The sequence below is a fragment of the Sulfitobacter pontiacus genome (assembly GCF_040790665.1).
Classification (GTDB): Bacteria; Pseudomonadota; Alphaproteobacteria; order Rhodobacterales; family Rhodobacteraceae; genus Sulfitobacter; species Sulfitobacter pontiacus.
This window is the reverse complement of the sequence record NZ_CP160849.1, coordinates 1,118,150-1,131,598: the sequence shown is the minus strand read 5'-3', so window position 1 is coordinate 1,131,598 and position 13,449 is coordinate 1,118,150. Positions and strand designations below refer to the sequence as shown.

The following is a 13,449-nucleotide window of genomic DNA, read 5'->3' as shown; positions in this document are numbered from 1 at the left end:
AGATCAGTTGCGCTTATAGGTACCCTTCGCTGCGAAAACTAAGCTCGCGTGATTTGCCGATGATCAGATGGTCATGCAGGGTCAGCCCCAGGGCGCTGCAGGCCGCGAAAATCTGCTGCGTCATGTCGATGTCGGCCTGTGATGGTGTAGGGTCGCCCGAGGGGTGGTTATGCACCAGAATAAGCGCGCTGGCGTTCAGTTCAAGCGCGCGTTTGGCGACCTCTCGCGGGTAGACGGGGACGTGATCGACAGTGCCCTTGCCCTGTTCCTCATCGCCGATGACGACGTTCTTGCGGTCCAGATAAATGACGCGGAACTGTTCGGTTTCGCGGTGCGCCATCGTGGTGTGGCAATAGTCAAGCAGAGCGTCCCAGCCTGAGAGCACATGCTGCCGCATCACCCTGGAGCGCGCCATACGGTGGGCTGCGGCTTCAATCACCTTAAGCTCGACAATCACTGCGTCGCCCACGCCCGAGATATCCCTAAGCCGCGGTTCAGGCGCGGTGATCACGCGGTTGAAGTCGCCGAACCTGTCCATCAGCGCACGGGCCAGCGGTTTGACATCACGGCGCGGGATGGCGCGGAAGAGCACCAGTTCTAGCAGTTCATAGTCCGGGATTGCGGCGGCACCGCCCTGCATAAAGCGTGCGCGCAAACGTTGTCGGTGATCCGCGATATAGGACGGCTGTTTGCCCGATGCTACCGGTGCGGGCACCGCTTCGTCCCCCAGAAAGGGCAGGCGCGGGTCAGAAAAGTGAGCGTTGTTGCGTCCCATTGGCCCAGCTTGCGGCCAAAGAGGTTATCATCCCGTTAACGCGGGCAGGGGCAGAAACAAAAAGGGCGGAGCCTGCGCCCCGCCCGATGTTTTGTATGCTCAGGTCTTACCCTTTCATCGAATCCCAGAAGGATTTCACCGACGAAAAGAAGCTGCTGCTTTCAGGATTGTTGTTGGAGGATTCCTTTTCGAACTCCTGCAACAATTCCTTTTGGCGGCTGGTCAGGTTCACCGGCGTCTCGACCGCCAGTTCGATGATCATATCGCCCGTGCCACCCCCACGCAGCGGGGGCATACCCTTGCCGCGCAGACGCATCTGGCGACCGGACTGGCTGCCCGCCGGGATTTGCACGCGGCCACGACCACCGTCGATCGTTGGCACCTCGATGCTGCCCCCAAGGGCGGCGGTGCTCATCGAAACGGGAACGCGGCAGAACAGGTTTGGCCCGTCGCGTTCGAACAGCTTGTGGTCCTGCACCTCGATAAAGATGTACAGATCACCCGACGGCCCGCCACGCATGCCTGCTTCGCCTTCGCCCGCCAGACGAATACGTGTGCCGGTTTCAACGCCCGCAGGGATGTTCACCGACAGCGCACGGTCTTTTTCGACGCGCCCTGCACCACGGCAGGATTTACAGGGATTCTTGACGATCTGACCCATGCCCGAACAGGTCGGACAGGTGCGTTCCACCGTGAAAAAGCCCTGCTGTGCACGGACCTTGCCCATACCGGAACAGGTGGGGCAGGTGGTCGGCTCTGCGCCGCCTTCTGACCCGGAACCGTTACAGGAATCGCAGGCCACAGAGGTGGGCACGTTGATCGACTTCTGCATGCCCCGATACGCATCTTCGAGCGTAATCCCGAGGTTATAGCGCAGATCGGCACCGCGTGCGGCACGGCGTCCGCCGCCGCCCCGCTGTCCCCCCATGAAGTCGCCGAACAGGTCGTCAAACACGTCAGAGAACGCCGAAGAGAAGTCGCCTTGACCGCCGCCGCCAAAGCCGCCGCCACGATGGCCACCGCCACCGCCCATACCCCCTTCAAAGGCCGCATGACCATACCGGTCATAGGCAGCTTTCTTTTCGGGGTCTTTCAGGACTTCGTAAGCTTCGTTCGCTTCTTTGAACTGGGCTTCGGCATTGGGGTTGTCGGCATTGCGATCGGGGTGCAATTCCTTGGCTTTGGTGCGGTAGCCCTTTTTGATCTCGTCGGCAGAGGCACCTTTAGCGACGCCGAGCGTCTCGTAGTAATCACGTTTGGCCATGAATTAGCTCCTACGCTGGAACGTGACGGGCCGGCCCGGCAAGCGGACCGGCCCCTTCAGTGGTTCCGTGGGCGTGCTTACGCGCGCTTGTTATCGTCCAGATCTTCGAAATCGGCATCGACGATATCGTCGTCACCTTCGGGTGCATCCGCAGCCGGGGCAACGTCTTCGTTTTCGTCCTGAGCCGCCTTGTAGATGGCTTCGCCCAGTTTCATCGCCGCTTCGGTAACGTTCTGGATACCGTTGTTGATCTTATCAACATTGTCGGTCGCCAGTTCGTCGTTCAACGCAGCAATGGCCAGTTCGATCGCTTCGACGGTGGTCGGGTCAACCTTGTCAGAATGCTCTTCCAGCGACTTCTCGGTCGAGTGGATCAGCGATTCCGCCTGGTTTTTCGCCTCGATCAATGCGCGGCGCTCTTTGTCGGCGTCGGCATTTTCTTCGGCGTCTTTCACCATCTTTTCGATATCCGCATCGGACAGACCGCCGGATGCTTGGATCGTGATCTTCTGCTCTTTGCCCGTGCCTTTATCCAGCGCGCCTACGGCAACGATACCGTTTGCGTCGATGTCAAAGGTCACTTCGATCTGGGGCATACCGCGGGGTGCGGGTGGGATGCTTTCCAGATTGAACGCGCCAAGGATCTTGTTGTCCGCAGCCATTTCACGCTCCCCTTGGAAGACGCGGATGGTCACGGCGCTTTGGTTATCCTCGGCGGTCGAGAAGACCTGCGACTTCTTCGTCGGGATCGTGGTGTTGCGGTCGATCAGACGGGTGAACACGCCACCCAGCGTTTCGATACCAAGGCTCAGCGGTGTCACGTCCAGCAGAACAACGTCTTTGACGTCGCCTTGCAGAACACCGGCCTGAATGGCCGCACCCAAGGCAACAACCTCGTCAGGGTTCACACCCTTATGGGGCTCTTTGCCGAAGAACTTGGTCACTTCCTCGATGACGCGCGGCATACGGGTCATACCGCCGACCAGAACGACTTCGTCGATCTCGGATGCGGATACACCGGCATCTTTCAACGCGGCTGCGCAGGGCTTCATCGACGCTTTGATCAGGTCACCAACCAATTGCTCCAGCTTGGAGCGGGTCAGCTTCATCACCATGTGCAGTGGCGAGCCATCTTTGCCCATCGAGATGAACGGCTGGTTGATCTCTGTCTGGCTTGCGCTGGACAGTTCGATCTTGGCCTTCTCTGCCGCTTCTTTCAGACGCTGAAGCGCCATCTTGTCTTGCGTCAGGTCGACGCCGTTGGTCTTTTTGAATTCATCCGCAAGGTAGTTCACGATGCGCATGTCGAAGTCTTCACCGCCGAGGAACGTGTCACCGTTGGTGGATTTCACTTCGAACAGGCCATCGTCGATCTCAAGGATGGTCACGTCGAATGTACCGCCGCCAAGGTCATAGACCGCGATGGTTTGCGTGTCTTTCTTGTCCAGACCATAGGCCAGGGCCGCCGCTGTCGGTTCGTTGATGATCCGCAGCACTTCCAGACCGGCAATCTTGCCCGCGTCTTTGGTCGCCTGACGCTGAGCGTCGTTAAAGTAGGCAGGAACAGTGATCACGGCCTGGGTGACTTCTTCGCCCAGATAGGATTCCGCTGTTTCCTTCATTTTGCCAAGGATGAACGCAGAGATTTGCGAGGGGGAGTATTTCTCGCCCTTGGCTTGTACCCATGCGTCACCGTTCCCACCGTCCATGACGGTGAAGGGCAGGTTCTTTTTGTCCTTGGCCAGATCCGCGTCGTCATTGCGACGGCCGATCAGGCGTTTCACGCCGAAAATTGTGTTGTCGGGGTTGGTAACCGCTTGCCGTTTGGCAGGCTGTCCAACCAGACGTTCGTCGTCTGTGAACGCAACGATGGAGGGCGTGGTGCGCGCGCCTTCGGCGTTTTCGATAACGCGAGGCTGGCTGCCGTCCATGATGGCGATACAGCTGTTTGTCGTTCCTAGGTCGATACCAATAACTTTGGCCATGTTTGATCCCTCTTTTACTCAAGGCGATGACACGAAGCGCAGGCCCGTTGTGGCACCTTTGCCCCGATCTTTTTCACCAAAGGCCGGATGCCTTTAGCGGTTCTCGGCGTATATAAGGAGCAGATATGGACCCTGCAACCGTTGCATGAGAAAGGAGAGGCGGATTCTGCGTGGATTTTTCGCGAAAGCAGGCAAGAAGGGCGTTTAGATGACGATATTGCGGTTACGCGGCTTCGAAATTCACAAATCTTACCTTACGTTGTCGGCGCAGCGCGGGCTGCTGGATGCCGTGCGCGGGGTGGTCAAACAGGTGCCGTTCTTCCGCCCCGTCATGCCAAGCGGGCAGCAGATGTCGGTGCGTATGACCTCCGCGGGGGACTGCGGCTGGCTGTCCGATACGCAGGGCTATCGCTATGCGCCAACCCACCCCAACGGCACCCCGTGGCCTGCGATCCCGCCTGAGGTTTTGGCGATCTGGAATGACCTGACGGGGTTGGAACGGCAGCCGGAGTCCTGCCTCATCAACTATTACGCGTCAGACGCGAAAATGGGCCTGCATCAGGACAAGAACGAGACGGATTTCCGCTGGCCGGTCGTGTCCATCTCGCTTGGCGACGAAGGGATGTTGCGCGTCGGCGGTCAAAAGCGCGGTGGCAAGACCGACAGCCTTTGGCTGCAATCGGGCGATGTCGTTGTCATGGGCGGCGAGGCACGGCTGAACTATCACGGGATCGACCGCATTCGTACGGGGTCTTCGACGCTGTTGCCCAAAGGCGGGCGGATCAACATCACGCTGCGGGTCGTGACCTGAGCCTAGCGTCGCGCGCTCCAGCTCGCGGAGGCATGTTTACGGGTGTAGAATTCACCCATCAGCCCGATCACCATCAGGACCACACCGACCCAAACCGCATATTCCCAGTTACTGTAGCGCGGGTTGTAGTTAATAAACGCATACCCGCGCGCCTGGTCGATGACGTGGAACAAGGGGTTCCAGTCAAACATGGCCAGCATGAAGGACGGCAGCGAATTGGCCAGAAACATCTTGCCCGAAGCGATCATATTCGCCCGCTGGTAAATCGTCGTGAAGATCTGTGTAAAGGCCGGTGCCCAGGGTTTGATGGCCAGCAGCACCATCCCCACGGCCACGCCCGTAAACCACGCGATCATCAGCATGAACATCACGCCCGACGGGTCGTAAATTACTACCGGATTGAAGGCCAGGTGATAGACCGACATGATCAGGATCAGCGATAGCATCTGAATATACAGCGCGCCCAAGGCCGCCGCAGCCAGTGCGATCATCGTGGTCATCGGCGCGTGTTTCATCATCGCACTCGCCGGTCCCTCGGCAGCGGCGACGGCGGCAACCGTTTTGGTGTGCACCATAAACAAAAAGATGCCGGTCATGATATAGATCACGAAATCGCCCCGAATGGCCGCCCCGCGCATCCCCAGAACCGAGAACATGACATAAAACACGCCAACAAAGATCACCGCTTGCAGGATGTTGATCCCGATGGCGGCAAAGGCATTGTTGTGCTGCTTGCGCACAGAGCGCACGACGGAGTGGTAGATGAGTTCGAAGAAGTTAACGGCCGAGCGGAAATTGCCCGTGTTGGTGCGCCTTGGTTGAAACATCGTAAAGCCTCTTTGTGACGTACCCTCGCACGGAATTCTTGCTGTTCCGTCAAGGCGCAATCATAAGGGGTTTGCGCAAAGTAATCAACGAAACTGAAAAGGCCGCGACATTATGGATTATGAGCAACTGGTAACGGTGATGCGCCGTTTGTCGATCGAAGCAGGCGACAAGATCATGGAGATTTACGGCGCGGATGATTTCGAGGTCAAAACCAAATCCGACGAAAGCCCCGTGACCATTGCCGACGAAGCGGCGGACAAGATCATCTCGGACGGGCTGCGCGCGGCGTTCCCTGATGTGATGCTTGTCACGGAAGAGCAATCGGCCACCCATTCGGCGTCGGGCGATACATTCCTGATCGTGGACCCGCTGGACGGCACGAAAGAGTTCATCAACCGTCGGGGCGATTTCACCGTGAACATCGCGCTGGTCGAGGGCGGCTTGCCGACGCGCGGTGTTGTCTATGCCCCAGCCCGTTCGCGGATGTTCTTCACGCTGGCCGATGGCAGCGCGGTCGAGGAAACCGGCGATTTCCCAAAAGACAGCATGGGCCCTGTGCAGCCGATATCAGTCTCTACGCCGGATAATGCCGCGCTGATGGTCGTCGCGTCTAAGTCGCACCGCGATCAGGCGACCGATGACTACATCGCGAAATACAATGTGCGCGACATGAAAAGCGCGGGCTCGTCGCTGAAGTTCTGCCTGATCGCCACGGGCGAGGCGGATCTGTACCCACGCGTCGGGCGCACGATGGAATGGGACACGGCTGCAGGCCACGCGCTTCTGACCGGCGCTGGTGGGGCCGTTGTGCGCTTTGACGACCTGACCCCGTTGACCTACGGCAAAGCCGATTTCGCCAACCCCTTCTTTATCGCCCATGCACCGGGCGTTGATCTGAAAGCCTCCTGATGCCGGTCCTTATTGTCATTCCCGCCCGCTATGCCTCCACCCGCTATCCGGCGAAACCGCTGGCGCTGTTGACAGGGGCGAGCGGTACGGCACGCAGCCTGATCGAACGCAGCTGGCGTGCTGCCTGCGAGGTTCAGGGCGTCGACAAGGTTGTTGTGGCCACCGATGATGATCGCATCAAGGACGCCGCCGAAGCCTTCGGGGCCGAGGTGGTGATGACCTCGGTCGACTGTGCCAACGGGACAGAGCGTTGCGCCGAAGCCCATGCGGTTCTGGGCGGTGGCTATGACATCGTGGTGAACCTGCAAGGCGACGCGCCGCTGACACCACATTGGTTTGTCGAAAGCCTTGTGCAGGGTCTGCAAGGCGACCCTAATGCCGGGATCGCGACGCCGGTATTGCGCTGCGATGGCGCGGCGTTGAACGGGCTGCTGGCCGACCGCAAAGCAGGTCGGGTGGGGGGCACCACCGCCGTTTTCGCAGCGGATCATGCGGCGATGTATTTTTCAAAGGAAGTCGTGCCGTTCACGTCGAAAACCTATGAGGATACCGATGCCACGCCGGTGTTTCACCACGTGGGCGTCTATGCCTATCGCCCCGACGCGCTGGCGGCCTATCCGTCATGGAAGGTCGGCCCGCTTGAACAGCTTGAAGGGTTGGAGCAGCTGCGCTTCATGGAAAACAGCCACAAGGTGCTCTGCGTCGAGGTCGAGGCCAAGGGCCGCCAGTTCTGGGAGCTGAACAACCCCGAAGATGTGCCAAAGATCGAAGCGATGATGGCCGAGATGGGGTTGGCGTAACCGCGCCGCCCCACCGCCATCACCAATATTGCGGTGGGGCGTGCAACCTGTAATGAATAAAACCGCAGCGATCCGACGTTTCGATTTATTTAACGAAAACGTCGGATAAGGCGCAAAGATGTGCAAGCTGCGGCATAAAGGAGCTTTCGACCGCAAAATCAGCAAGAAGCCGCCATATTTTAGGCGCTGCCCATATTTAGGGCTGGCAGCATGGTGGTTTGCAATTCAATGAGCGCTAACTCGGTTATCCGCACGTAAATGTATAAAGGCGACGATTTCACATGGCTAAGAAAGTAACAAAAGCGATTTTTCCGGTGGCTGGTTTAGGAACGCGGTTTTTGCCCGCGACGAAATCTGTCCCCAAAGAGATCATGACCCTGGTCGATCGCCCGCTGGTGCAATACGCCATCGACGAGGCCCGCGCTGCGGGCATCAAGGAATTCATCTTTGTGACCTCCCGCGGCAAGGGCGCGCTGGAAGATTACTTCGACCACTCTCCCGTGCTGGAACAGGAACTACGCTCCAAGGGCAAGACAGAGCTGATGGAGATCCTGAAAAGCACCAATATGGACAGCGGTGCCATCGCCTATATCCGCCAGCACAAAGCGCTTGGTCTGGGCCACGCGGTATGGTGCGCCCGTCGTCTGATCGGCAACGAACCCTTTGCGGTGATGCTGCCTGATGACGTGATCGCTGCCGACAAACCTTGCCTGCAGCAGATGATCGAAGCCTATAACGAGACGGGCGGCAACATGGTTGCGGCGATGGAAGTGAACCCTGAAAAATCCTCCTCGTACGGGATGCTGGACATCGACGAGGGCCAAACCGATGGCGAACTGGTCAAGGTGAAGGGCATGGTCGAAAAGCCCAAAGCCGAGGACGCGCCGTCGAACCTTGCGGTAATCGGCCGCTATATCCTGTCGCCAAACGTGCTGAAGAACCTGAACCAACTGAAGTCCGGCTCGGGCGGGGAAATCCAATTGACCGACGCCATCGCAGCAGAGCTGACCCAAGGTAACGATGTCTATGGCTACCGCTTCAAGGGCCAGCGTTTCGACTGCGGTTCCAAGTCGGGGTTCCTGCAGGCGACCGTGTCCTTTGGGCTGGCACGTGAAGAGCTGCGCGATGATCTGCGTGCGTATCTACAAGACATCATGCAGGGTGAAACCGCGGCGCAATAAGCGCAGGACGATAGGGACGGGCGTATGGCGAATATCTTGGTCACCGGCGGTGCGGGCTATATCGGGTCGCACGCGTGCAAGGCGCTGGCCGCCGCAGGGCATACCCCCGTCACCTTCGATAATCTGGTCACCGGCTGGCGTGACGCAGTAAAATTCGGCCCGTTCGTGCAGGGTGACCTGCTGAACCGCGCCGAGATTGACGCCGCGTTTGAACAATACCAGCCGGTCGCCGTCATGCATTTTGCCGCGCTTAGCCAAGTGGGCGATAGCATGAAACAGCCCGGCACCTATTGGCGCAACAACGTCGAAGGGTCGCTGAACCTGATCGAGGCGACGGTCGCCGCAGGCTGCAAACACTTCGTCTTTTCGTCCACCTGTGCGACCTATGGCGATCAGGATAATGTCGTGCTGGATGAAAATAGCGCGCAGCACCCGATCAATGCCTACGGGGCCTCCAAACGCGCGATCGAAGATATCCTGCGCGATTTCGAGGCGGCTTATGGCCTGCAAAGCGTGATCTTCCGCTATTTCAACGTGGCCGGTGCCGACCCCGAAGGGGAGGTCGGCGAATTCCACCAGCCCGAGACACATTTGATCCCGCTGATGCTGGACGCCATCGACGGCAAACGTGATGCGCTGACGATCTTTGGCACCGATTACGACACGCCCGATGGCACCTGCATTCGTGACTATGTGCATGTCTGCGATCTGGTCGATGCCCATGTTCTGGGGCTGAACTGGCTGCGAGAGGATAAGGGCAGTCGCGTGTTCAATCTGGGCACCGGCACCGGGTTTTCGGTGCGCGAGGTAGTGGAACACAGCCGCGAGGTCACCAACCGCGCCGTCCCCATGACCGAAGGCGACCGGCGGCCGGGCGATTGCACCAAACTGGTCTCGGGCTCGGTCCGCGCCGAGACAGAGCTGGGCTGGCGGCCCACGCGGTCGACCCTACAGCAGATGATCACCGACGCGTGGAGATGGCACCAGACCGGCCACTATAGCGCATGACCAACAGCGCCGCTGTTCCCGCGTCGCGAGGGGCCCGGCTATGGGGGGCCTATCGGATGCGGTTGAAACGGCGGCGGCTGCTGTGGCGTGCATTGCGGTCGCGGCATCAGTTGAAAGCGCCAAGGCGGCCCGCCATTCCGCGCGATGGCGTGCTCGCCTTTGTCGTGCTGCGTAACGAGTCCGCGCGGCTTCCGTATTTTCTGGATCACTACCGCGATCTTGGCGTTGCGCATTTTCTGATGATCGACAATGACAGTGACGACGGCAGTACCGAAATGCTGGCGGCACAGCCCGATGTGACCCTGTGGCAAACCTCTGCCAGCTATCGCGCGTCGCGGTTCGGGCTGGACTGGCTGAACTGGCTGCTGTGGCGGCATGGGCACGGGCGCTGGTGTCTGACCGTCGATGCGGACGAGCTGCTGGTCTATGACCAGATGGAGACGCGGAAACTGCCCGCGTTGACCGATCAACTTGAGCGTAAAGCGCGCAAAGGGTTCGGCACGCTGATGCTGGATATGTTCCCGAAGGGCCCATTGGGCGCGCAGTTCTATGCCCCCGGCCAAGACCCGGCGCAGCTGCTGGATTGGTTCGACCCCGCCCCCTATCGGGTGGTGCGCCAGTGGCCGATGAACAATCTCTGGGTGCAGGGTGGTGCCCGCGAACGGGTTTTCTTTGCCGATCGTCCCAGCCAGTCACCGACGTTGAACAAGATACCGCTGATCCACTGGCATCGGCGCTATGTCTATGTGAATTCGACCCACTCCCTCCTGCCGCCCGCGCTGAATGACATCTACGACGGGCCGGGGGGGAAGACGGCCTCGGGGGGGTTGCTGCACAGTAAGTTCCTGCCAGAGATTATTGCTAAGTCCCGTCAGGAAAAGGCGCGGGGGCAGCATTTTCACAACCCGGAACAGTTTGACGGTTACTATGACCAGATCGCCGACGCCCCCGATCTGTGGCACGCGGATGCGCGGCGCTATACCGGACCGGCGGATCTGGAAGACAGCGACCTGATGCGCAGCCCCTGGGCCTGATATTCCCCGGTCCTGCCCGTCATTCGTGCAACGCGTAACTGTTTCAAAGTACGTTGTTTATGAACACGGCCCATGACATATTGGCTCGAAACCTGATGGGATGAGGGCCTTAGACCGGCGGGGCGTTCCGCGCAGGGTATGGAGAACACGTGAGCCTTTGGGATTCTTACAAGATGCGCGTGCGGCGCAAGCGGCGGTTGATCCGGGCGCTGCGCAAGTCGTCCGAGCTGACACATGTTCAGGACAACACCAGCGCCATCCGTCCCGATGATGTCTTGCTTGTCTGCACCATGCGGAACGAGAAAATCCGGCTCCCGTATTTCCTGGAGTATTATCGAGAGCTGGGGATCAATCACTTTCTCTTTGTCGATAACGGGTCCGACGACGGCAGTGCCGATTACCTGCGCGGGATGAAGGATGTCTCTGTCTGGCATACCGATGCCAGCTATCGGCGGTCGGGGTTCGGTGTCGACTGGATGAACTACCTCAAACGCAAATACGCGCACGGGCATTGGGTGCTGGTTGTCGATCCGGATGAATTCTTTGTCTATCCGTTTTGCGATACGCGGCCGGTTCAGGCGCTGACCGACTGGCTGGACAACTGCGAGATCCGCAGCTTTGGCGCGATGCTGCTGGATGTCTACCCCAAGGGACGGCTGGGGGATGAACCCTATCAAGAGGGGCAGAACCCGATGGAGATCGCATCGTGGTTCGACAGCGGCAACTACGCGATCTCGCGCAATGCCAAATATGGAAACCTGTGGATACAGGGCGGGCCGCGTGCGCGGGTATTTTTCAAACACAAGCCCGCCAAGGCCCCCGCGCTGAACAAGGTGCCCCTGGTCAAATGGGACCGGCGCTATGCCTATGTCAGTTCCACCCATATGCTGCTGCCGCGTGGGTTGAACCGTGTCTATGACGAATGGGGCGGAGAGAAAGCATCAGGCGTGCTGCTTCATGCCAAATTCCTGGATACCTTTAGCGCCAAGGCGGCAGAGGAGCTTGTGCGCGGCCAGCACTATGCCAAATCCATCGAATACAGGACCTATGCCAACAACCCCGACCAGAACCCGCAGCTGTGGGGCAAGTGGTCCGAGAAATACATCAACTGGCGCCAGCTCGAGATTCTCGGGCTCATGTCCAAGGGGAACTGGGCATGAGCGTCGGGATCGTCATGCTGGTGCACACCGCCCTAGGCCGCGCTGAACAGGTCGCGCGACATTGGGCGGCGGCGGGCTGTCCGGTGGTGATCCACGTCGATAAATCGGTGCCACGCCAGACCCATGATGCTTTTGTGCAGGCGTTGGCGGATGTGCCCGCGCTGGTGTTCAGCAAAAGATACCGTTGCGAATGGGGGACATGGGGGCTGGTGGCCGCCTCGCAAACCGCGTCCGAGATGATGCTGAACCGCTTTCCGGATGTGCGCCATGTATATCTGGCATCGGGGTCATGCCTGCCGCTGCGTCCGGTGAAAGAGCTGATCGACTATCTTGCCGCCCGCCCGCGCACCGATTTTATCGAAAGCGCCACCACAGCCGATGTGCCCTGGACCGTTGGCGGGCTGGACGAAGAACGTTTTACCATGCGTTTTCCCTTCTCGTGGAAACGGCGGCGCTATCTGTTCGACAAGGCGGTGGCTGTGCAGCGCTTTATCGGGCTCAAGCGGCGTATCCCCAAGGGGGTCGTGCCGCATATGGGGTCGCAATGGTGGTGCCTGACGCGGCAAACCCTGTCGGCGATCCTGCAAGACCCGAAACGCGCGGCATACGACGCTTATTTCCGCCACGTCTGGATACCGGATGAAAGCTACTTCCAGACGCTCGCGCGGCTGTATTCGACCCAGATCGAAAGCCGGTCGCTGACGCTGTCCAAGTTCGATTTTCAGGGCAAGCCGCATATCTTTTACGACGATCACCTCCAGCTTTTGCGGCGGTCCGATTGCTTTGTCGCGCGCAAGATATGGCCCAAAGCGGACAGGCTCTACGAGGCGTTCCTCACCGATGAGGCGGGTGCCATGAAGCGGACAGAACCGAACCCCGGCAAGATTGACCGTGTCTTTGCCAAAGCGGTTGAACGGCGCACGCGGGGGCGGGCGGGGCTCTATATGCAAAGCCGCTTCCCCAATGAAGATTGGGAAAACGGCGTCACTGCCGCGCCCTATTCCGTGTTTCAGGGATTTGTCGAGCTGTTCGAGAACTTTGAACCCTGGCTCACCAAATCCACCGGCGCGCGGGTGCATGGCCATCTGTTCGCACCGGATCGCGTGCATTTTGCCGATGGGCAGAACTCGATCAACGGGGCGCTGAGCAATAGCGCCAAGATACGCGACTACGACCCCAAGGCGTTTCTGACCAATCTGATCTGGAACACCCGTGGCGAACGTCAATGCTTCCAGTTCGGCCCGCAGGACAATCAGGATATCGTCTGGAACATCGCCAAGGATCCGAATGCGCAGGTGTCGGTGATCACCGGGGCTTGGGCCGTGCCGCTGTTCCGGTCCAATCAGGATTTCGCCGACATTCGCCGCACCGCCGCCGCGTTGCAAAAGATCGAAAGCGAACACATGAAAGTGCTGCGGTCGCATTACGCCAAGGCGCGGGTGCGTATTTGGACGATGGCCGAATTCATCGAAGCCCCGATGGAGCCGCTGCAAAGCATTCTGGACGAGATCGGGCAGGTCAAAACCGGTCGTCTGTCCGAAGTGCCAAAGATGGCGGATCTCACCGGCTTTGGCCAATTCCTGCAGAACCTCAAGAACCAGGGGATGCACCCCTATCTGATGGGCGACTTTCCTGTTGAACGTGGCATGTCGGCCCCCCAGAAACCGCCGCGCAAACCCTATCTGGTGCAATAA

The 13,449-nt window shown here is 59.3% G+C and carries 12 protein-coding genes; 8 read left to right on the top strand and 4 right to left on the bottom strand.

Going from position 1 to position 13,449, the window contains the following annotated elements:
* Positions 1–13: 13 nt before the first annotated feature.
* From radC to dnaK, 3 genes are all read right to left on the bottom strand, one after another.
* Positions 14–775, bottom strand: a complete 762-nt coding sequence (gene radC, locus AB1495_RS05590; protein ID WP_074636569.1) for a DNA repair protein RadC — start codon at positions 773–775, stop codon at positions 14–16.
* A gap of 106 nt (positions 776–881) precedes the next feature.
* Positions 882–2,039: a molecular chaperone DnaJ gene (dnaJ, locus tag AB1495_RS05585; RefSeq protein WP_005850586.1), complete on the bottom strand. Its 1,158-nt coding sequence runs from the start codon at positions 2,037–2,039 to the stop codon at positions 882–884.
* Positions 2,040–2,116: 77 nt separating this feature from the next.
* The gene (gene dnaK / locus AB1495_RS05580; RefSeq protein ID WP_005850585.1) at positions 2,117–4,024 is read right to left on the bottom strand and encodes a molecular chaperone DnaK; all 1,908 of its coding nucleotides are present in this window, start codon (positions 4,022–4,024) and stop codon (positions 2,117–2,119) included.
* Between the two features lie 208 nt (positions 4,025–4,232).
* Between dnaK and AB1495_RS05575 the strand changes: the two genes are divergently transcribed.
* Complete coding sequence (locus tag AB1495_RS05575; protein ID WP_074636567.1) at positions 4,233–4,835, top strand: alpha-ketoglutarate-dependent dioxygenase AlkB; 603 nt, start codon at positions 4,233–4,235, stop codon at positions 4,833–4,835.
* A gap of 2 nt (positions 4,836–4,837) precedes the next feature.
* On the opposite strand, the gene AB1495_RS05570 is transcribed toward AB1495_RS05575, so the two are convergent.
* Entirely contained in the window at positions 4,838–5,662 is an 825-nt protein-coding gene (locus AB1495_RS05570; RefSeq protein ID WP_064217278.1) for an ABC transporter permease, read from the bottom strand.
* Positions 5,663–5,774: 112 nt separating this feature from the next.
* Between AB1495_RS05570 and cysQ the strand changes: the two genes are divergently transcribed.
* From cysQ to AB1495_RS05535, 7 genes are all read left to right on the top strand, one after another.
* Complete coding sequence (gene cysQ, locus AB1495_RS05565) at positions 5,775–6,572, top strand: 3'(2'),5'-bisphosphate nucleotidase CysQ (protein ID WP_074636565.1); 798 nt, start codon at positions 5,775–5,777, stop codon at positions 6,570–6,572.
* A complete protein-coding gene (locus AB1495_RS05560) occupies positions 6,572–7,372 on the top strand; it encodes a 3-deoxy-manno-octulosonate cytidylyltransferase (protein ID WP_074636564.1) in 801 nt (266 codons plus the stop codon). Before cysQ ends, AB1495_RS05560 begins: the two co-directional genes overlap by 1 nt.
* Before the next feature lie 281 nt (positions 7,373–7,653).
* Positions 7,654–8,553 carry a UTP--glucose-1-phosphate uridylyltransferase GalU gene (gene galU / locus AB1495_RS05555; RefSeq protein WP_005850578.1) on the top strand — a complete coding sequence of 300 codons (900 nt, stop codon included), beginning with the start codon at positions 7,654–7,656 and terminating at the stop codon, positions 8,551–8,553.
* Positions 8,554–8,577: 24 nt separating this feature from the next.
* Positions 8,578–9,561, top strand: a complete 984-nt coding sequence (galE, locus tag AB1495_RS05550) for a UDP-glucose 4-epimerase GalE (RefSeq protein WP_009825625.1) — start codon at positions 8,578–8,580, stop codon at positions 9,559–9,561.
* 56 nt (positions 9,562–9,617) lie between these two features.
* Positions 9,618–10,595, top strand: coding sequence for a glycosyltransferase family 2 protein (locus AB1495_RS05545; protein ID WP_244268949.1), 978 nt, complete (start codon positions 9,618–9,620; stop codon positions 10,593–10,595).
* A 173-nt stretch (positions 10,596–10,768) separates the two neighbouring features.
* The gene (locus tag AB1495_RS05540; protein ID WP_074636560.1) at positions 10,769–11,755 is read left to right on the top strand and encodes a glycosyltransferase family 2 protein; all 987 of its coding nucleotides are present in this window, start codon (positions 10,769–10,771) and stop codon (positions 11,753–11,755) included.
* Positions 11,752–13,449 (top strand): beta-1,6-N-acetylglucosaminyltransferase, encoded by a 1,698-nt coding sequence (locus AB1495_RS05535; protein WP_005850570.1) that lies wholly within the window; start codon positions 11,752–11,754, stop codon positions 13,447–13,449. Before AB1495_RS05540 ends, AB1495_RS05535 begins: the two co-directional genes overlap by 4 nt.